The following is a 20500-nucleotide window of genomic DNA, read 5'->3' on the forward strand; positions in this document are numbered from 1 at the left end:
TGTAAATAAGAGGCTTTTTTTAATCTTGGTAGGTATATCCAGACTCGAACTGGAGACCTCTACGATGTCAACGTAGCGCTCTAACCAACTGAGCTATACACCTAAGGCTTGTCGATATTATTAATTTTCGATTCTGAAAACAAGTAGTATCTATGCTCCTTAATTACAACCGTACAATTATCAATCAAAAAAAGCAGGTATGAAATATCAGCCTTTTCACACCTATTGTGATACTTATATTGCTCATAAGCTGATGTACATTGCTGAAAAACAGCAGCCTGATCTAAGGGCAATGAAGCAGATATACGTTTCAACCATATTGATATAGGTTCTGATAATTCTTTTTGCAATTCTACAGGAAGTTTTTGTGACATTTTTTTAAATGCCCATACAATCTTATCTCGTCTTTTATATTTAATTAGCTGAAGTGAAGCAAAATAGCTTCCCACGATCATCATTATCCCAAATATTAACAACAATACAGCCGAATATGAACTTTGTAATCCAATTCGATTAAACCAATTTTTTTGAGCTTCGACATCATAGCCCACAATTTTACTCTGCCATTGATAACCTAAATAATCGCTCCAAACACGCAGATTATTCACCAAATTAAATTGCTGATATTTCCACTGATTTTGATTACCTAAAACCCTTTGATCACTAGCAAGTATATTCTGCATACCACTATCAATACGTTCAGGAGCAATCATCGCAGTGGGATCAAATCGATGCCATTTTCCATCAATGTAAGCTTCAGCCCATGCATGAGCATCTAGTTGTCTAACTTCCCAAGTCTCTCCATCAGGTGAAAGTTGCCCTCCTTGATATCCAACAACGATACGTGCAGGAATTCCAACATAGCGCATTAACATGACAAAACTTGATGCATAATGCTCACAAAACCCTTGTCTTGATTGAAATAAAAACTCATCTACGCGATTTTCACCTAAAACACCAGGACTCAAGGTATAAACAAAGCCATTCGATTTGTACCAATTCAAAATATTTTCAATATAGCGTGCTGAATTTTCACCACTTTTCACATATAAATCTTGAGCAAATTGTTGTGTTTTTATATCGGTTACAGGAACTTTTAAATTCGTCGATTTCACCCATTCTGGAATATTTTGATCAATACCATCAACAGTACTATCTCCTATCCATTGCATAGAGATTGGAATAATTCGTGCATTAGGTCTATTTGAGATAACACTCCAATCTGCTCTTAAACCATAATGGTTTTGCTGAGGAATAGATTTTTCAAGTGCTGTTATCCACTTCCCCCGTGCATCAGCAGGTAAATATTGATAATCCAACTGCCCTTTTATTTGTTGATATTTCTCATTTTGAATAGGTTGCTGATTAATAAAATTACTTGTCCATGTCCTCCCATCATATTGGTCTAAAACTAATGCTCGCCAATACAATTCTGAGCGTTCAGGCAACCGCGTTATATCCCCCACAATACGAAAGGCCAACTCAGATGATTGCGATAACTTAGCAATATCACCTGGTGACATAGTATCGCTTAATCCTGTTACACCTGAATCATCAGGTATTGGTATATGCCAAAGCGGTGGTAAACGCGGGAAAAACAAGAAAAGTAATACAAAAAATGGAACAGCAAATACAACCAATTTACCTACATGTTTAACATCCTGTAATAAATATGCTTTATATTCATGTGTAGGTAAAAAATCGATACTTTGTAAACGATACAATCCTGTTAAACAACTTAAAAAGCACATGAAAACTAGCGCTGCCATCCATGCAGCTTGGCTGTAAAGAAAACTGCTTGCGCTCACAAATAATGCAAAATTAAATAAAACAATAATGTCGCGTTTCGCTTTTGTTTCTAATGATTTAGCAAAGAGGAATGTAGACAGTACAGCAACACCAGCTTCAACGCCTAAAAACGTTTTAAATGATAAAAAAATACTGAGCAATGCACTTAAAACAAATAAAAATGTAATGACTTTAGATGTACGTTTATTCTTTCTCGCATTAAAATAAAATATAAGAATAACAATAAAAAATAGAATACTTATGGCTACAGGTAAAAAAATAGCTTGCGTCACTAAGACTAAACTCAGTGTCAAAACAATCGAATTACGAATAGATTCATGCATTGTTTTAAGCCTGTGCTAATAATAGTTTTGCATTCAAAAGATGTTGTTCTCCACATCCTTTTTCAAGTTGAGCTTTAGGTAATGACATACTATATGCACAATTTGCTTGCTCACATTGTTCAATTAGGCCCATCATTAAACTCAGCTTATTTTCATGTGAATTTGCAGGCATATTTTCATACACAATATTCATGCTGTGCTGATCTTCATGCTGTTCAAATACTTTAATATAAAGTCCCTGACCTCGTGCCGCTTGTTTCCATGACACTGCATGCAAAGAATCTCCTTTTTGAAAATCACGGAGCTCTCGAAACTCATCTACATCCAACTCTAATGAACGCTGCAATTGTTTACTTTCACTCTGGTAATGTTCAGGTTTTGGTGCAATCCAAATAAAATTTTCTGGATATAAATACGTCCAAGCCCGAACCAACCCAAAAGGATACACCGACATTATTTTAATTTTAGGTAAGTAGAATTTCCCTCGAGCATCCGCATACAAGCTCAAAATCACTTTATCTTTCAATTGATTTAGCAATATCTTTTTTTCATATCCATCGCTTTCAATCCACAAATAACGATGATGCTTTTCCTGTTGATGTAGATATATCGTGACCTCTACATTTTGTCCTACCTGTCCAATTTCACTGGTCGCGATTTCAACTTCTAGCCCATGTAATTGCTTAAATGTCAGATAAAAACTAATACACAGCACAGCACTAATTAAAAAACAAAAACCCAAAATCAAATTGTTTGCATAATTAATACCTGCAACAAATGTGATAAAAATTAGCACCAAATACAGATATCCATGTTGGTACATAAAGACCAAAATATCTTTTTGCGAGAGCTTTTTTGAGTTATCAAAACGAAATCGTTTATTTGCCCAATTCTGCCAAAAACTATTCAGCATTGCGCTTAACTCACTGCAACCTTATGCATAATATTTAAGGTTTCCGCCTCTGATAAACCAATACGATGCGCTGCTACAGCAACAAAAATTGCTTGAATATCTTCTGCTGTAACGTATGTTCTTTTTTCGATAAATGCATAAGCTTGTGCAGCTCGTTTTAAAGCAATTACGCCTCGAGTAGATAAGCCATGTCTTCCCTTACGAGTTTCTTCTACCAAGTCAAGCATATAGTCCAATGCTGATTCAGCGACATGTACTTCTTTCACACTGTTCTGGATATTTAAAATTTCATTTTCACTAAATACTTCCTTTAATGTTGAAATTAAACTTTGTCGTGAGTTTTGTTGAAGCAGTTGCTTTTCAGCTTGTCTTGATGGATAGCCCATTGATAAACGCATTAAAAATCGGTCAAGTTGAGATTCAGGTAAAGCATACGTACCACTTTGGAATAATGGATTTTGTGTCGCCATAACCCAAAATGGTCGAGGTAACTCATAACGTACCCCATCAATTGTGACATTGCTTTCTTCCATTGCTTCCAATAATGCACTTTGTGTTTTAGGGCTACAACGATTGATTTCATCTGCTAGTAAAATTTGAGTGAAAATTGGACCTTGTTTAAACTCAAACTGATGTTCTTTTTGATTAAACATATTCACACCAATAACATCACTTGCAAGCATGTCATTGGTAAATTGAATACGTTGAAACTCCATTCCCGCAAGTTTTGCCAAAGCACTTGAAAGTGTAGTTTTACCTAGCCCAGGTAAGTCTTCAAAAAGAACATGACCTCCTGCCAACAAACAGCACAGTGAAAGCTTTGTTTGTTGATTTTTATCTAAAATAATGGTGTTGAGTTGTTCTAAGAATAAATCAATTTTATCTGCATACTGTGTAATGACAATGTCAGCACTAAGTTCTGATATATCGTTTTGCTTAAATTTATTCATTCCCCAAATCACCCATTTTCCCCAAAATAAAAGCTAATGAATGATTAACATACACGGTTTTCGATTTTTTCTAAAGAATTCAAAGCTCTTTGTATCATTAAATTTAAGATAGTTATGCGACTTTTCCCTCTATTTCTATCGTTTCAGACTTATCTTCAGTTTCATCTGTAAGTTGTGCTTCTAACTCACAAAATATTTTAGTGAACTCAGGCTTTAAAGATTGGATTAAAACAAAAAAGGCGGGAATTGATAATGCTATAAAAATAAAGATAGCATTCATATAATATTGAGTATCGAAAGCATTTTGAACTTTAAAAAAGATTCCTAGCGCAGCTAATATCATCGGTATCACCCCTATAAAAATAAGGACAAAATAAAAAACATCACCAGCATAAGTATTCAACTTTATACGCCAATTAGGCATAACCAAATTAGGCACAATCACTCCATTTTCTATTTTAATTTCATCTTTAATTCGATGATAAATTCGAATTGCTCTTGTGATATGTTTCCGGCTTAAAATATATTGTGCCATTTCCTTTGAACAATATGGACAACCAATTAGGGCTTTTATCTGAGCCTCTTCACATAAGCGCTCATAATTTATTTTTAACTCAGAACTGAGAAAGTTTTTCTCGTGAAATGTGTATGTTTCCTCAAATTTCTGCATCAATCTCTTTTTATTTAAATCTTTTACATCAAAAAATATTTGCAATAAATCTTTAACTTTAAAAATTAAGAACCCACAAATCGCAAAAACAACAATACTAGATGATGGATTGGCAATGATCACTTTTATTAATTCTACAAATTCACTCATTTTATGTACTTATATGTTTTCCCCTATCATCATTATTCAAATATTACATTCAAAATCAAATAAAAAAGCGCTCTTATGAGCGCTTTTTTATTCACCAAAATATCAACAAGGACATTTCTTCATGTCACCACCTGCGGTTGGATAACGAGCATCCACGCAGTAACGATAAAATGTTTTTGCATCCATTGCTTCTAAATCAGGATGATGTTTTGCCATATGTTCCAAATAATTTTGGTAGTCAGGCACACCAACCATTAAGCGAAAGCTTTGTTGTAACCGCTGCCAAAGTGTCGCAATTCTAGACCAATTCTTAGGATTAAGAATCAGCTCTTTTTGCGACATAATAGTCATCTTAATGATTTTATAAATCACCGTTTTACCACTTTTAGCAAATTTAAGGTTCATACGAAATCCTCATTAATGTGCAGATTTTGATGGCTCAATTTCAGCAGGATCAACGTAAATTGCTTCCGCTTCATTTACTGTTGGTGTTGGTGAAGCTAAAGCACGACGAATCACCTTAATAGCAGCAAACAACATGACAAATGCAACAATCATAAAGAATGCACATAACGCTGCATTAATTTGATTTGATAATACAATTGTTTGCATTTCCCCAATTGTTTTAGCAGGTTTTAAAATTTCACCACGCGCAATTGCATCTGAAAAACGGTTCGCTTGTGCCAAGAAACCAATTTTTGGATTTTCGTGGAAAATCTTTTGCCAACCCGCTGTCATTGATGTGATAAATAAGAAAATTGTTGGAACAATTGTCACCCAAACATACTTTTCTTTCTTCATTTTAAACAGAATAACTGTACCTAAAATAAGTGCCATTGCAGCAAGAATTTGGTTACCAATACCAAATAACGGCCATAAGCTATTAATACCACCTAATGGGTCGACTACGCCTTGATACACAAAGAAACCCCAACCCGATACGGCTACCGCTGTACCAATAAGGTTACCCACAAAATTCTTAGAGTTTTTAACCGCAGGAACAACAATACCAACGGTATCTTGAACCATAAAACGACAAGCACGTGTGCCCGCATCAACTGCTGTTAAAATAAATAATGCTTCGAATAAAATTGCAAAGTGATACCAGAATGCCATCATTTCACGACTGTTAAAAATATCAGTAATGATGTGAGCCATACCAATAGCAAATGTTGGTGCACCACCTGTACGCGATAAAATTGAGTTCTCACCCACTTCTTGTGCAAGTAATGTTAGAGCCTCAGGAGTTACGACAAAGCCTAAATTACGAACAGCTTCAGCTGCTGATTCTACAGATGTACCAATAACTGCTGCTGGAGAGTTAATTGCAAAGTATACGCCTGGATCTAAAATTGTTGCACAAACCATTGCCATGATTGCAACAAAAGACTCCATCAACATACCGCCATAACCGATCATACGAATATCAGTTTCTTTGTTGACAAGTTTTGGCGTTGTGCCCGATGAAACAAGTGCGTGGAAACCTGAAATAGCACCACAAGCAATAGTAATAAATAAGAATGGGAACATTGAACCTGCAAACACAGGACCTGTACCATCAACAAATTGAGTGATTGCTGGCATTTTCATTTCTGGCATTGCAAAAAGAATACCAATAGCCAAACCTGCAATTACACCAATTTTTAGGAATGTAGATAAATAATCACGTGGTGCTAAAAGCAACCAAACTGGTAAAACTGATGCAACAAAACCATATCCGATTAAGCACCAAGTTAATTCAGTACCAGTTAATGTGAATAATGGCCCCCAATATGGATGTTGAGCAATATTTTCACCATAGATAATACCTGCCATCATTAGTACAAAACCAATAATTGACACTTCTGCAATTTTTCCTGGACGGATAAATCGCATGTAAATACCCATGAACAATGCAATTGGAATAGTTGCAGCAATACTGAATACCCCCCAAGGGCTATTCGTTAATGCTTTAACAACAACCAATGCCAATACAGCAAGAATGATGATCATCACACCAAGCGCGCCGAGCATTACAATTACACCAGCAAATGAACCAAGCTCTTGCTTCGCCATTTCACCTAAAGAACGCCCATCTCTACGTGTAGAAATGAAAAGAACTAAGAAATCTTGTACAGCACCTGCAAGAACAACACCCACTAAAAGCCAAATGGTGCCTGGTAAATAACCCATTTGTGCTGCAAGGATTGGACCTACAAGCGGACCAGCACCTGCAATTGCAGCAAAGTGGTGTCCAAACAATACGCTTTTATTAGTTGGAACATAATCTAAGCCATCTGCTAAACGATGAGCTGGTGTTAAACGACGTTCATTAAGTTCAAAAACTTTATTTGCAATAAATAAACTATAAAAACGGTATGCAATGCTATAAACACAAATAGCTGCCAGAATAAGCCAAACCGCATTTACATGCTCACCACGACTTACCGCCAATATTCCAAATGATACTGCGCCTAATATGGCAACAAGCAGCCATATTATTTTCGAAGTTGTTGTCAACTTAGGTTGTACAGATTCCATGTAAATCCCTCATAAATGTATGTACTTAATCAGCTTATTTATTCTTGTTGGAGTACCGCTGTTTCTTCCTAAACAATTTTACTCCTCATATCCTTCTTTTAATCTAAGACTTTGGCATAAAAAAAGGGATGATTTTCATCATCCCTTTCGATAATAGTCTAATTGTAGACCATTATGCACGCTCTAAATAATCACCTGTACGAGTGTCTACACGAACGCTTTCTTCTTGCTGTACAAATAATGGAACACGTACAACAGCGCCTGTTTCAAGCTTAGCTGGCTTACCGCCACCGCCTGAAGTATCGCCACGAACGCCTGGATCTGTTTCAACAATTTTTAATACAACAAAGTTAGGTGCTGTAACGTTCAAAGGAACGCCATTGAACAACATGATTGTGCATTTTTCGTTAGAATCGTCTTTTAACCATTTCGCAGCATCGCTCATCGCTGTTTTATCAGCAGCAATCTGTTCAAAAGTTACAGGATCCATGAAGTTCCACATTTCACCATCGTTGTACAAGTATTCCATTTCTACTTCTACGATGTCTGCAGCTTCTAAGCTTTCACCAGATTTGAAAGTTTTTTCTAAAACTTTACCACTGCGAAGGTTACGCAATTTAACACGGTTAAATGCTTGACCTTTACCAGGCTTAACATATTCATTTTCCATGATTGAACATGGGTTACCATCAAGCATGACCTTAAGGCCTGACTTGAAATCATTCGTAGAATAATAGGCCATGACTGGCACTCCAAACTTACTAACTTTAATCTTTAGTGCCACGGGCTGTACAAATCATTTAGCAAGCTAATTCGCACATTTATGCCACGCGCACATTAATGTAATATGACGTATTCTAAATGACCAATACACTTTGTCGCAATGAAAAATTCCTGAATAACGAACTTAAGCTGATTAACTTATACACATACATTAATTTCTCTGGTTTATAGCACTCTCATAAAGATGTAAAATTCATCAAAATTGAATATCAATTTCAGATAATGCTCAGCCTTATCTTTTTTCAGATAATTTTATCTCTCACTCCACTTGAATTTTGAATCAGCCCATTCGTTTGTATTTAAAATTAATTAATATTTTTAAGCATCAACATGACAAATTATTTGTATCAAGAGCAAAATTGGCAATCTCAAATGAGTGATCTTATTACTCATCCTCAAGAGCTGTTAGATCAACTCGAATTATCAACTGAACAATTATTGTCTGGTGCGCTTTTGGCATCTGAAGAATTCAAACTACGTGTGCCTCGTGCTTTTGCTGAAAAAATAGAGAAAGGAAATCCCCTTGATCCTTTATTACTACAAATATTACCTCATCACTTAGAACTTGAGGATCATGATGGTTTTGTAACTGATCCATTAGGTGAAGAAGATGCCAATCAACAACCAGGTGTTTTACATAAATATAAATCACGGTTTTTACTTACACTTACTGGTGCTTGTGCAGTTCATTGCCGATATTGCTTTAGACGCCATTTCCCATATCAAGAAAATTTACCTAAAAATGATGACTGGATAAATATAAAAAACTACATTGAATCTAAACCTGACATTAATGAAGTTATTTTAAGTGGTGGTGATCCACTCACAATTTCAAATCGAAAATTGCAATTATGGATTGATCGACTAGAATCAATTGATCAATTAAAGTACTTGAGAATTCACTCACGTGTTCCCGTTGTTATTCCAAGTAGAATTGATAATGAACTTATTTCTATCTTAAAAAACAGTAGGCTACACATAATTCTAGTGATACACTCAAATCATGCTCTAGAATTAGATGACTATACATGTTCGAAATTAAGTGGACTTGTAGAGAATAAAATTACGCTTTTAAATCAAGCTGTTTTGTTAAAAGGGGTAAATGATTCAGCTGACATTTTAGCAAACTTAAGTTATAAATTATTTGATATTGGGGTAATGCCGTACTATTTACATGTATTAGATAAAGTGAAAGGTGCACATCATTTCGATTTAGCCCCCGATGTCATTAATCACATTTATACAGACTTACTTGCAACATTGCCTGGCTATTTGGTACCTAAACTTGTTAGAGAAATTGCTGGAGAAAAGAATAAAACTCCACTATTTGGAACTGCAACTTTTTGAGTTAGATAAGAACTATGGATATAAAGTCGAACGATATCTTTCAAACGACCTACGAATTAACATTGGATCAACTTAGTTTTTGCCAAAATTCTGTAAAAAGCATTCAACAATGGTCGGGACAATTAGAAATTCATCATTTGGGAGATTCGGCACGTGCTTTATTTAATGCACTTGTAGAAATATCTAAACTTAACTGTAGTGAAACACTTCGCTTTGATTTAACTCAAGCGATTCACCCTCTTATCGATAATATTTTAAACAGTCTAGAGAAACATTTCTTTAATCAATCTCTTATTTCAGATAGCCGTAATAAACAAATTATTGAATTGGCTTTATCTTTAAGAATTCATTTATCTAAAGTTTATATAGATATTGCTCAGCGCAGTAATCATCAATTAGAAAGTCAAAATTTTTCTTTATTTTCTTTTAAACTGAAAAAGAACTTACAGACTGCTCGAATTGTTGCAACCTATTACGCATTGCAACAACTTGCTCTATTATTTTACCAACAACAGATGCTGTACAACACAGCCCTCCCTGGTCAATGGCTTATCACGCATACGCTTTTAGCAACAGCAATGAAGCACAATTACAATTTGACCAACATTAACCAAATATTAGGTACAAAACATCAAATTAAAAATATTAATCAAGCTTATGCTCAATTAATTGTGCTTAATATTTTTAATACTCATCAAATTCGTCCAGCTGAAATTCAGGGCTTATTTTTATGTAGCTATGAATGGGTAAAGTTCATTCAAATTTTGCCTAAAGAATCTACGCTATCTCGCTATATTGTCGACTCAACTAAAGATCATGCTCCTATTTTCAACACCCTACAAAACTCAGATTGCAGTGTAAATATCTATATTTCAACCCAAGCATTACTTGAATATTTGAATGAAAATCAGGGGCGAAAAAATGAAAAAATGTCTTCTAATGAGAAGCTATTTTTAACACCTGCTCTACATTTTCATCTGCATAATATTTTAACAAATACAGCAGAAAGACGTCATGAACGGTATGAATATAATGCACGTATTAAAATATGTTTTGGCTTAAGTGCTGCTCATTTTTACCTATCTAAAGCCAAAAATTTCAATGAAACATTGGCACTAGGCCCTAATTACCAAATTAAAGGTGCAAGTGTATTTGAAGACCCAAATGATCATTCAATTTCACTAAATGACAAAACAGTTAAAACAACAGATCGAGAAGCAAAAAAAATATTTCAAGTCGATGTTCTTGATATTAGTGTCAATGGTTATCGTATTAAATGGTCTGGAGAAACACCCAAAAATTTAAAAACTGGTGAATTCATTCTAGTCCAAGAAAACTCACGTAGCCCATGGCGTGGTGGCGTTATTCGTTGGATTAAACAATCTTCCGAACAAAGTTTAGAACTTGGTCTAGAAATCCTTGCACAAGACATTGCACCATGTGCATGTTTCTTACAAGTCGATCGGAATACAGGACATTACCACCCTGCTCTTATTATGCAAAACACACAATTAGATGAAACATCCACTACTCTCATTTTGCCAGGAATTGGATTATTAAAAGACAAGCAATCTATTCAACTTCGTTTAGGCTCGGATGAGTTAAAAGTATTTTTAATTAAGCCGTTATTAATTACTCAAAGTTTCATGCGTTTTGACTTTGAATTGCTTAATGAACAGCACAAGCCAATTTTGGATACATTTATCCAGCAACAATTAAATGAAGTAAAACATCATGATTTATGGGAAACATTAAAGTGAGAAATCCATTATTTTCTAAAAAACATAAACGTTCGGAAGCACGCTTACTCATTATCGATGATAATCAAATTAGATTTAATCAAATTTGTAATCAACTGAAAGAAAATAACTTTAATGTTGTTGCCACGCTTTTAGATGATGTTAAAAGCTTCGAAAAACAATTAAATTTAAAATGGGATGTTGTTATTTTTGGTCGTGCTTATGACTTAAAAGTAGATCAAGCCATTGCATTAATTCGTTCATCATCACAACCAGGATTACCTCTTTTATTACTTAACCCCGATGATTACGAATATGAACAATACACGAGTTATATCCATAAAGGTTTATACGATGTTCTTAATATCGATCATCCTGAACGTTTTTATTATGGTGTAATTCGCACGCTTGCATTTAGTCGCTTGCAACAACAGCAAGAAAACTTGATGGAAGAGTTAGAAACAGCTCAAACTCAAGCACAATCTTTAGTTGAAGACAGCAATAAAGCACTTGCTCTTGTACAAGAAGGTATTCACATTCAAGCGAATCCTGAGTATTTAGACTTATTTGGCTTTAAATCTGAAGATGAAATTATTGGCTTACCTTTACTTGATTTACTTCAACCTAAAAATGTTGCGGAATTAAAAACGCGTATAAAAAAAGCAACTCAAGGTCAACTAGAAGCAGGCTCATTTAGCCTAGAATCTTTAAATAGCAATATATCAAGTAAAAACCCTCTCAATGTAGAATTTCTAAAAGCAACAGAAGAAGATGCTATTCAAATTACAATCGATATTGAAACAACATCTTCTTCACTTGCAACAACTATTGAAACACAGCCACAAAATACACATATTTTCCAACAAATCAATCGTGTATTGCAAAAGCAGCCAGCTACTGCAAATGCCCTAGTCATTTTTTCTTTGGCTTCATGCCCAGAACAAATTTTTCAGTTAGATTGGTTTACATCTAAAGCCTATTTCCAAAATATTCGTAATTTTTTAAAAGAACAAACTCAAGTTCCTTTATTCAAAGTCGACACCCTTGTCTATATCGGTCTATTTCAAGCAGACTCACAAGCTGTTTTAGACTCAAAACTATCTGCTTTGAGCTCACTCTCAAAGCCTCAACTTATTGAAGTTAATGGTTCATCTTATCCATTAAACTTACGTATGGGCTTTAGCATATTAGAGAATAGTATTAAAGATGAACAAGCTTTTGATCATCACATTGCTCAAGCATTTAATACTGAGCTTCCAGTACCATGCAAACAATCAACCGTAGATTTTGCCTTAGACACAGACTTCGCACCAAATATTGAAATTCCTACAACCAAAGTAGAAAGTCCTATCATTGCACTTACCCCAACTCCTGCAATTACTCAACCAAATGAATCCGTATTCATTGCCCCGCAACTTGACAGTACGCTTGGTCGACTTACAGAATGCCTAAACAAAGGTGAAATTCATCTTAAATATCAACAACTATATGACAAAGAAGATACAAGTCTTTATACCTACGAGGTTACAAGTAGTTTTATTGATAGAACAACTTGGAAAAACTGTAATGATATTTTAGAGCTTTCAGAAGACCCTGAATTATCTATCAAACTTGACCGTTGGATTTTAGTAGAAGCGTGTAAACAGCTACATAATTTTATTACTCAATATCCGAGTGCTAAACTCATTATCAACTTAAACAAACATATTTTACTTCAAGACAACGCATTCCCAGAGTTTGTATCCAAACTAATTACTATTGTTGGTAGCCCAGTTGAACACCCTCTTATTCTTCAATTTGCGGAAGAAGATGTACATCAATATATTGATGAAGTGAAGAAGAAGTATGCCCTATTACGCTCGCACGGCGCACAAATTGCAATCCGTAATTTTGGTCGCTCAATGTATAGTGAAACGCTTCTAAAACAACTTGATGTTGAGTGTTTATCATTACATTCAGATTTAACACACATGCTAGCCGATGAAACAACCATGCAAGAATTCAATGAAAAGCTATTAGCTTTCCAAGAAATTCGTCCAGCACAAATGCTATTACGTGAATTAAACGATATGAACTTATTTGCAAATGCCTGGAATGTTGAAGCTCGTTTTATTCAAGGTGATTATTTCCAGAAAAAATTAGACCAACTTGTTGATGTACAAGACTCGTAAAGTTTTTGTACATGCTTCTTTATTTAAACCTTTGTCATTTTTGAAATATAAAATACAAAGGTTTTAAATATTGCTAATTTTTTATTTTCAATCCAATATGAATAGTTAAATCTTATTTTTATTCTTTCTTTTAGACACAAAAAAACGGGCTTAAAGCCCGTTTTTTTCGCTTCAGTATTAACCACGTTTGATAGAACGTGACATACCAGAGAAACGTTGTTTGAACTTGTCGATACGACCGCCAGTGTCAACATTCTTCTGTTTACCAGTATAGAATGGGTGACAAGCTGAACATACGTCTAGGTAAACAGTTTCTTTACCAATCGCAGAACGAGTTTCAATTACGTTACCACATGAACAAGTAGCAACTAATTTTTCATATTTTGGGTGAATATCGGCGCGCATCGTCGATTCTCCTAAGATTAAAGAAGGTTTTGCTGTCATCGCAATTGATCACTCTCATCAAAAATGAGGAAAAGGTGAAATAATTAAATTACTTCAGCAGATCAACACCACAACAGACCATTCTTTTGGCCCACCGAGACGGATACCGTCAGAGCTAAGCACAACAAGTGGGCAACATTATACTTTATATTTTACATAAAGCGAACTATTCTTTCTCTTTTGCTTCAGCTTTATTAGACCAGTAGTTTGCAATGACACCGCAAACCATAAGTTGCATTTGATGGAAAATCATAATAGGTAAAACAATCATTCCTAATGGCTGACCAATAAATAAAATTTGTGCCATTGGTACACCACTTGCTAAGGTTTTCTTAGAGCCACAAAAAAATATTGCAATTTGATCTGCTTTATTAAAGCCTAATAATTTCGGAATATATAAGGCTAAAAGCATTACAACTGTTAGCAACACTGAGCATGCCAAGATTAATAAAACCAACGTATTAAAACTAACAGCCCTCCATAGACCAGCAACTACTGCTCCACTAAATGCACCATACACCACCATCAAAATTGAACCCTGATCAAATGCTTTGACAATGCTGGGTACTTTTTGCATTTTTGGAAATACCCAAGGTCTTAAAATTTGCCCCAAAATAAACGGGATCAAAAGTAACAACGTAATTTGGATAATAGATGCTGTTGGATCAAAATCATGCTTGACCTGACCCAATATAAATACACTCACTAATACAGGTGTAATAAACATCCCAATAATATTAGAAAAAGATGCACTACATACGGCGCTTGCAACATTACCTTTAGCTACAGAAGTAAATGCAATTGAAGACTGAACTGTAGAGGGCAAAAAGCACATAAACAAAAAGCCCCAATACAACTCTCTACCCAATAATGGTTCAAGTATAGGTTTTGCCATTAGCCCCAGTATTGGAAATACAGCAAAAGTAAGCGCAAAGACAAGCGCATGAAGTTTCCAATGCATAATCCCTTGCACTACTGCTTCACGTGATAATTTAGCACCATGTAAAAAAAATAAAATCGCAATGGCAACTGTTGTTAAAATACCAAAGTAATATGCAGCCTGACCCGATACAGGCACTACTGATGCCAATATAACCATTACAACCAATAAAATCGTAAAACGATCTAAAGCCAATAACTTCAACATTACTTCTTCCTTGTATTTATCAACCGACATTAAAAAGCTCAGTATGAGAATTTACCTTTCGATAAACTATCTTACTGAGCTTTTAGAAAAAAGTGTCTATATCTATTAAAATATTCACTATTTTCTTAAACTATTTACCCGATATAAGATCTATTAGTTATTTCGTGCATTTGAGTCTTGTTGAATCAACTCAATTTTATAACCATCTGGATCTTCAACAAAAGCAATAACCGTTACACCGCCCTTCATAGGACCTGCTTCACGTACAACATTACCACCACGTGCTTTAATTTCTTCACACGCTTTATAGGCATTATCTACTGCAATTGCGATATGCCCATAAGCATTACCTAATTCATAACTTTCTGTATCCCAGTTATGAGTAAGCTCTAGTACTGTATTATTTGCTTCATCACCATAGCCCACAAAAGCTAATGTGAAACGACCTTCTTCATAATCACGTTTACGAAGCAATGTCATACCCAGTACTTCAGTATAGAACGCTAAAGATTGTTCTAAATTGCCTACACGTAACATGGTATGTAACATTCGCATACTATTCACCTTCATTTGCAGTAAGTTTTTGATGGTTTCTGAGTAAAATTCCAACCCAAACAACTAAAACCAAAATTGGAACACCAATTAATGTAGTCATTAAGAAGAAATTTGGATAACCAATATTAGTCACTATAGTACCTGAATAACCACCTAAAATCTTAGGGGTTAACGTCATTAATGAGCTGAAAATTGCATATTGAACTGCCGTAAATGACACGCTCGTTAAACTTGATAAGAAAGCAATAAATGCTGCTCCTGCCAGACCTGAAGCTAGATTATCAACAATAATTGCAAAATAGAGCCAACCGCTACTATATGGCTTAATCACTTTTCCTGACACTTTTATGCTTTCATTTGAATTTGTATCAATTGCAGGGATCGGTTTTAAATCTACATCTAAAGTATGTTTTTGTTCAGATGTATCTACGCTATATTTATGCTGTACTGCTAAGCCAGTTTTGTCATTTTCTACAAGTGTAGCCGTGATATTTTTAGATGGTGAGTTCAACATTTTTTTGACATCAATTGCCGTACTAAACATGCCGTCTTTGTCTAATTTGGCATCAAGTTTTTCACCATCCAACGTCACTACAATTTTTTGTTGATCATTTAACGGCGCACCAAAGTACTGTCCTCGAACAACTAAACTACCATTTTTTTCTTTTGCAGAAATTGTATTATCACTTGTGACAGGCAATAGTTGCATAACAGCTTGATGATTTTTTTGAATCAAATACGGTAAGTTTGCTGTTATAGATTCATTAGAGTTTACATAACTCGCTTTTACATCTAACCGATGACTTTGCACTAAAACCTGACTTGGAATATTCACTTGCCAATAGCCAACTTCATTAACAGATGCTGCGTATGCCTGAGTACCTACGTGAATTTGAACATCATTAAGTTTCTCACCCGACTTCACCAAACCAACAAAAATAAGGTTGGTTGAAGATGCAAGTACAGCACCTACAAACATCAGCTTCATGATGTTCATACGCTGTGCTAGCAAACCTCCTAAAAAACCGCCAATTAAACTAAAAATCACACCATAAATTTTTACAGCTTCTGCAATTTGTTCTTTCGTAAAGTTTAAATCTTGATAAAAGACATTCGAAATGACACCTGCAATAATGTCTGAAATTCGGTAAAAACCAATCAGCAACAATAAAACTAAAGCAAGTTTTACCCCATAGCGCTTAAAAAAATCTGCGATAGGATGAACCCAAGTTTCATACGCCATTTGCTTATTCACAGCACCTGATTTAACTAAAACAGAACCCACAAATATAGCAACAGCACCTGAACCCAAAAAGCGTAATACTTCAAAACAAAACAATAAAAATGAATCTGAAATGTTTAATTGTGTTTTTAAGCTTTCGGTTAGGTTTCCTGAATAGATATAACTCAGTACAAAACTAATAACGGCAATGAAAAATACCGTGACCAAACGATAATAATCACCACGTTTATATTCTTTACGAATACGATCTACTTGTGGCTCACGAATACATAATGTTGTCAGGATTCCGACCAACATCACCGCAGCCATAATTAAATACGTGATTTTCCATGCACTATAAATGTAATTCCCTTTTGCCGTTCCAAAAGATGCAGCTAGAAACAATGCTCCAGCACCAGCAACTATCATCCCTATTCGATAACCTGCGTTATAGGTAGATGCCAACACCGTTTGCATATTAGTTTCAGCAAGCTCAATACGATAAGCATCGATCACAATATCTTGCGTTGCGGCAGAAAAACCAAGTAATACTGCACCTACCGCCATTTGATAAATATAGCCTTGCCCTAAAGAAGGATCTGAAAATGCCATAATACAAATAGCTAAAATAATTAAGCATTGCGCAATGAGCAACCAAGCCCTACGCCGACCTAATAACTTCGTTAAAATAGGTACAGGAAGTTCATCAACTAAGGGAGCCCAAACAAATTTGAACGAATAACCGAGTGCCGCCCAACTAAAAAATGTCACTGCACTTTTATCTATTCCTGCTTCACCTAACCATAAAGATAAGCTAGAAAAAATGAGTAAAATTGGAATACCCGCAGAGAAACCCAAGAACAGCATAATTAATGCACGTCGGTCTAAAAATGCAGTAAAAGCCGATTTCCAATCCTTAGTTTGTGTTGTCATTACTTATTTATTTTCTGCAAAAATGAATAATTGCTATTCAAACGCTTAATACAAATAGATTCAACATGATTTATGAAAACATTCATCTTTTTATGACGAAAAACTTTATGTTTGCTTGAATTTTTCCCTTAAACCTGTATATCTTAAACTTCTCATGTTTAATTTTGTTTTGGACCTAAAACTGTGCCGAAAAAACTCGATCAAGTAAAAACTGCTGTCGCTGCCAACACAACAAACATAACCTCAGATACAACTCAAACTAACCTGATATCAGCATTTGATCAAACAGAAATCCTTCCTACGCTTACTCAAACTAAGCTTGAAGCGTCTCAGCTTACACATACACCTGATCTTGTAAAAATTCCCTCTTCAACAAAACGTATCAAACCATTAAATAATTTCTTGGGACAAGACCGAGCACGTGCCTCTGTAGAAGCTGGCATTGCACTACCATATTCTGGATACAATATATTTGCTGTAGGTACAGCAGGTTTAGGCAAACGTACAATGGTGAAGCGTTTGCTTCAACAACATGCGAAAACTATGCCTACGCCTAATGACTGGGTCTATGTTTATAACTTTAAACATCCACGCCAACCTATTGCGCTACAAATGCCCGCAGGACAAGCACCCAAGTTTCAAGCACAACTACATCAAACTTGGCAAACAGTACTCAAACAGCTTGAACGTCGTTTTACCGCAGAAACGTATCACAACCGTATTGAAATGATTCGTCAACAAACGGGAGATGAACAACATCTTGCACTTATTGAGCTTACTAAAGAAGGCGAAGAATTAGATTTAAAACTTATCTCGAACAATGAAGAACATTGCTTTGTTCCAATGCATTTAAAAGACAATAAAATGCAAGAAATGACGCAAACTGAAATCAATGCACTTAACAACAAAGATCGTGCTGAAATTTCTGCAAACATTCGTTATATGGATAAAAAGCTTGAACGACTAGGTATGCATTTGGGTGATTTAGAAGATCATGCTCGTGACAAAGTCCAGGTGTTAAACCGTGATATTGCAAAACAAGTTGTTCTTCCTCGTACTGAAGCATTGTTAAATAAGTTTAAAGATGTAGCTGGTTTAGCCGACTATCTTAAACACTATGCCGAAGACATTATTCATAATGTTGAAATTGTTTTAGAACAAGAAGAAGATGACTTTACTGCGGGGCTATTTAGTCGTGTACCTCCACGCTATCAAGCCAATATTGTAGTAACGCATAAACCTAATTCTGGTATGCCTGTCGTATTTGAAGATTTCCCAACGCATTACAACTTATTGGGTCATGTAGAACAACTTACTCAAAATGGCACCATTACCACAGATTTCACCTTAATACGTTCTGGTTCACTGCATAAAGCCAATGGCGGATTTCTCATTCTCGAAGCAGAGCAATTATTAGAACAACCTTATGCATGGCAAGGCCTAAAACGTGCACTTAAATCGGGACAGCTCAAACTCTCCTCTTTAGAGCACATGATTACCCTAACAGGAAGCATTTCTATTGAACCTGCCGCAATTCCTTTAAATATTAAAGTGATATTACTTGCAGAACCTGAAATTTATTATGAAATTTTAGAACTTGAGCCTGAACTTGGTAGCATCTTCAAAATTCGTGCAGACTTTACGGATACCTTACAGCGCAATGAATTAAACGAACAAGCCTATATGCAACTTATTGCAGACTATGTTCAGTCCGATAAATTACTGCCTTTTGACCGTAGCGCATTAGCCGCATTACTTACAGATTCAAGCCGCCAAGCTGAAGATCAAAGTTCATTATCACTTCATGCTTTAACCTTGGGCGATCTCATTCGTGAAGCACATCATCATGCAGAAAAAGCAGATGATAAAATGGTCACAGAAGCGCATATCAATACAGCTTTAGACCATCGTAAATATCGTTTAGGTTATTTACGCGAATTGTATTGGCAAGATTTATCCCGTGGTACACAACTTATAGAAACACGCGGACATCGCTTAGGACAAATTAATGCCCTCTCTGTCATTCAATATGCAGATGTAGAATTTGGCTTACCTTCTCGTTTAACTGCTTCAGTTTATCAAGGTGGTGGCGATATTCTAGATATTGAACGCAGTGTAGAACTGGGTGGCTCTTTACATGCCAAAGGCGTGCTATTGATGTCAAGTTTCTTAAAAGCTCACTTTGGCCGTGAACAAATTTTACATTTCTCTGCTGCATTAGCTTTTGAACAAAGTTATGGTCAAGTAGATGGTGATAGCGCAACAGTTGCCGAACTTTCAGCACTTATTTCTGCAATTAGCCAATTACCAATTGATCAATCTTGGGCAATTACTGGTTCCATGAATCAATTAGGTCAGGTACAGCCTATTGGTGGTGTCAATGCGAAAATTGAAGGCTTCTTCGATGCATGTAAGCTTCAAGGATTCACGGGTAAACAAGGCGTTATTATTCCTCGTCAAAACATGCAACACCTCATGCTCCGTAAAGATGTAATTGAAGCGGTAACCGAAGGTCAATTCCACATTCATGCGATTGATACGATCGATCAAGCACTTGAAATTCTGATGGCTCGCCCTGTAGGTACACTGGATAAAAAAGGTCGATATACCAAAAACTCTATTTATGCTGCCGTTATGGAACAACTCGAGTACTGGCAAGCAATAGAAGATGGTGCTGAGCTTGAAGAAGAAAAGCCAAAGAAAAAGAAGAAAAAAAAGAAGGACAAGAAAAAAGCAAAGCTAAAAGATGCTGAACACACACCTGAAACTTCAGAACATCTATCAGATGAAAGTAAAATTTAAATAATAAAAAAGCGCCCTAGAG

At 35.5% G+C, this 20500-nt stretch carries 15 protein-coding genes and 1 tRNA gene; 4 read left to right on the top strand and 12 right to left on the bottom strand.

Annotated features, from left to right (window positions below; translation table 11 throughout):
* Nucleotides 1–26: 26 nt before the first annotated feature.
* From AC5YC8_RS07660 to efp, 8 genes are all read right to left on the bottom strand, one after another.
* Nucleotides 27–103: transfer RNA gene (locus tag AC5YC8_RS07660), tRNA-Val, on the bottom strand.
* Entirely contained in the window at nt 102–2132 is a 2031-nt protein-coding gene (locus AC5YC8_RS07665; RefSeq protein WP_496164103.1) for a transglutaminase TgpA family protein, read from the bottom strand. Before AC5YC8_RS07665 ends, AC5YC8_RS07660 begins: the two co-directional genes overlap by 2 nt.
* A 4-nt stretch (nt 2133–2136) precedes the next feature.
* Nucleotides 2137–3042: a DUF58 domain-containing protein gene (locus AC5YC8_RS07670; protein ID WP_496164151.1), complete on the bottom strand. Its 906-nt coding sequence runs from the start codon at nt 3040–3042 to the stop codon at nt 2137–2139.
* Between the two features lie 8 nt (nt 3043–3050).
* A complete protein-coding gene (locus AC5YC8_RS07675; RefSeq protein ID WP_496164104.1) occupies nt 3051–4007 on the bottom strand; it encodes an AAA family ATPase in 957 nt (318 codons plus the stop codon).
* Nucleotides 4008–4107: 100 nt separating this feature from the next.
* Nucleotides 4108–4815, bottom strand: coding sequence for a hypothetical protein (locus AC5YC8_RS07680; RefSeq protein ID WP_496116890.1), 708 nt, complete (start codon nt 4813–4815; stop codon nt 4108–4110).
* 102 nt (nt 4816–4917) lie between these two features.
* Nucleotides 4918–5220, bottom strand: coding sequence for a YbdD/YjiX family protein (locus tag AC5YC8_RS07685; RefSeq protein WP_154773214.1), 303 nt, complete (start codon nt 5218–5220; stop codon nt 4918–4920).
* A 12-nt stretch (nt 5221–5232) separates the two neighbouring features.
* On the bottom strand, nt 5233–7335 hold the full coding sequence (locus AC5YC8_RS07690) for a carbon starvation CstA family protein (RefSeq protein WP_496116889.1): 2103 nt from the start codon (nt 7333–7335) through the stop codon (nt 5233–5235).
* Between the two features lie 172 nt (nt 7336–7507).
* Complete coding sequence (efp, locus tag AC5YC8_RS07695; protein WP_496116888.1) at nt 7508–8077, bottom strand: elongation factor P; 570 nt, start codon at nt 8075–8077, stop codon at nt 7508–7510.
* Nucleotides 8078–8448: 371 nt separating this feature from the next.
* On the opposite strand from efp, the gene epmB reads away from it, so the two are divergent.
* The 3 genes from epmB to AC5YC8_RS07710 are packed head-to-tail and all read left to right on the top strand — an operon-like array spanning nt 8449 to nt 13375.
* A complete protein-coding gene (gene epmB, locus AC5YC8_RS07700) occupies nt 8449–9465 on the top strand; it encodes an EF-P beta-lysylation protein EpmB (protein WP_496164105.1) in 1017 nt (338 codons plus the stop codon).
* A 14-nt stretch (nt 9466–9479) separates the two neighbouring features.
* The gene (locus tag AC5YC8_RS07705) at nt 9480–11225 is read left to right on the top strand and encodes a cyclic-di-GMP receptor FimW-related protein (protein ID WP_496116886.1); all 1746 of its coding nucleotides are present in this window, start codon (nt 9480–9482) and stop codon (nt 11223–11225) included.
* A complete protein-coding gene (locus AC5YC8_RS07710; protein WP_496164106.1) occupies nt 11207–13375 on the top strand; it encodes an EAL domain-containing protein in 2169 nt (722 codons plus the stop codon). Before AC5YC8_RS07705 ends, AC5YC8_RS07710 begins: the two co-directional genes overlap by 19 nt.
* Nucleotides 13376–13552: 177 nt before the next feature.
* On the opposite strand, the gene rpmE is transcribed toward AC5YC8_RS07710, so the two are convergent.
* The 4 genes from rpmE to AC5YC8_RS07730 form a co-directional block, all read right to left on the bottom strand.
* The gene (rpmE, locus tag AC5YC8_RS07715; protein WP_496116884.1) at nt 13553–13780 is read right to left on the bottom strand and encodes a 50S ribosomal protein L31; all 228 of its coding nucleotides are present in this window, start codon (nt 13778–13780) and stop codon (nt 13553–13555) included.
* 205 nt (nt 13781–13985) lie between these two features.
* Nucleotides 13986–14966 (bottom strand): bile acid:sodium symporter family protein, encoded by a 981-nt coding sequence (locus tag AC5YC8_RS07720; protein WP_496164107.1) that lies wholly within the window; start codon nt 14964–14966, stop codon nt 13986–13988.
* A 153-nt stretch (nt 14967–15119) separates the two neighbouring features.
* Nucleotides 15120–15521: a lactoylglutathione lyase gene (gloA, locus tag AC5YC8_RS07725; RefSeq protein ID WP_496116882.1), complete on the bottom strand. Its 402-nt coding sequence runs from the start codon at nt 15519–15521 to the stop codon at nt 15120–15122.
* A 1-nt stretch (nt 15522) separates the two neighbouring features.
* On the bottom strand, nt 15523–17676 hold the full coding sequence (locus tag AC5YC8_RS07730) for an AmpG family muropeptide MFS transporter (RefSeq protein ID WP_496164108.1): 2154 nt from the start codon (nt 17674–17676) through the stop codon (nt 15523–15525).
* A 183-nt stretch (nt 17677–17859) separates the two neighbouring features.
* On the opposite strand from AC5YC8_RS07730, the gene AC5YC8_RS07735 reads away from it, so the two are divergent.
* On the top strand, nt 17860–20478 hold the full coding sequence (locus tag AC5YC8_RS07735) for a Lon protease family protein (protein WP_496164109.1): 2619 nt from the start codon (nt 17860–17862) through the stop codon (nt 20476–20478).
* Nucleotides 20479–20500: the final 22 nt, after the last annotated feature.

The organism is Acinetobacter sp. FY731, from assembly GCF_059515905.1.

Excerpts from the sequence above, each read along its gene's own strand:
- AC5YC8_RS07685 (WP_154773214.1), bottom strand. The coding sequence starts at position 5,220 with ATGAACCTTAAATTTGCTAAAAGTGGTAAAACGGTGATTTATAAAATC.
- AC5YC8_RS07680 (WP_496116890.1), bottom strand. The coding sequence starts at position 4,815 with ATGAGTGAATTTGTAGAATTAATAAAAGTGATCATTGCCAATCCATCA.
- AC5YC8_RS07690 (WP_496116889.1), bottom strand. The coding sequence starts at position 7,335 with ATGGAATCTGTACAACCTAAGTTGACAACAACTTCGAAAATAATATGG.
- gloA (WP_496116882.1), bottom strand. The coding sequence starts at position 15,521 with ATGCGAATGTTACATACCATGTTACGTGTAGGCAATTTAGAACAATCT.
- AC5YC8_RS07730 (WP_496164108.1), bottom strand. The coding sequence starts at position 17,676 with ATGACAACACAAACTAAGGATTGGAAATCGGCTTTTACTGCATTTTTA.
- efp (WP_496116888.1), bottom strand. The coding sequence starts at position 8,077 with ATGGCCTATTATTCTACGAATGATTTCAAGTCAGGCCTTAAGGTCATG.
- AC5YC8_RS07705 (WP_496116886.1), top strand. The coding sequence starts at position 9,480 with ATGGATATAAAGTCGAACGATATCTTTCAAACGACCTACGAATTAACA.
- rpmE (WP_496116884.1), bottom strand. The coding sequence starts at position 13,780 with ATGCGCGCCGATATTCACCCAAAATATGAAAAATTAGTTGCTACTTGT.
- AC5YC8_RS07710 (WP_496164106.1), top strand. The coding sequence starts at position 11,207 with ATGGGAAACATTAAAGTGAGAAATCCATTATTTTCTAAAAAACATAAA.
- AC5YC8_RS07720 (WP_496164107.1), bottom strand. The coding sequence starts at position 14,966 with ATGTTGAAGTTATTGGCTTTAGATCGTTTTACGATTTTATTGGTTGTA.
- AC5YC8_RS07665 (WP_496164103.1), bottom strand. The coding sequence starts at position 2,132 with ATGCATGAATCTATTCGTAATTCGATTGTTTTGACACTGAGTTTAGTC.
- epmB (WP_496164105.1), top strand. The coding sequence starts at position 8,449 with ATGACAAATTATTTGTATCAAGAGCAAAATTGGCAATCTCAAATGAGT.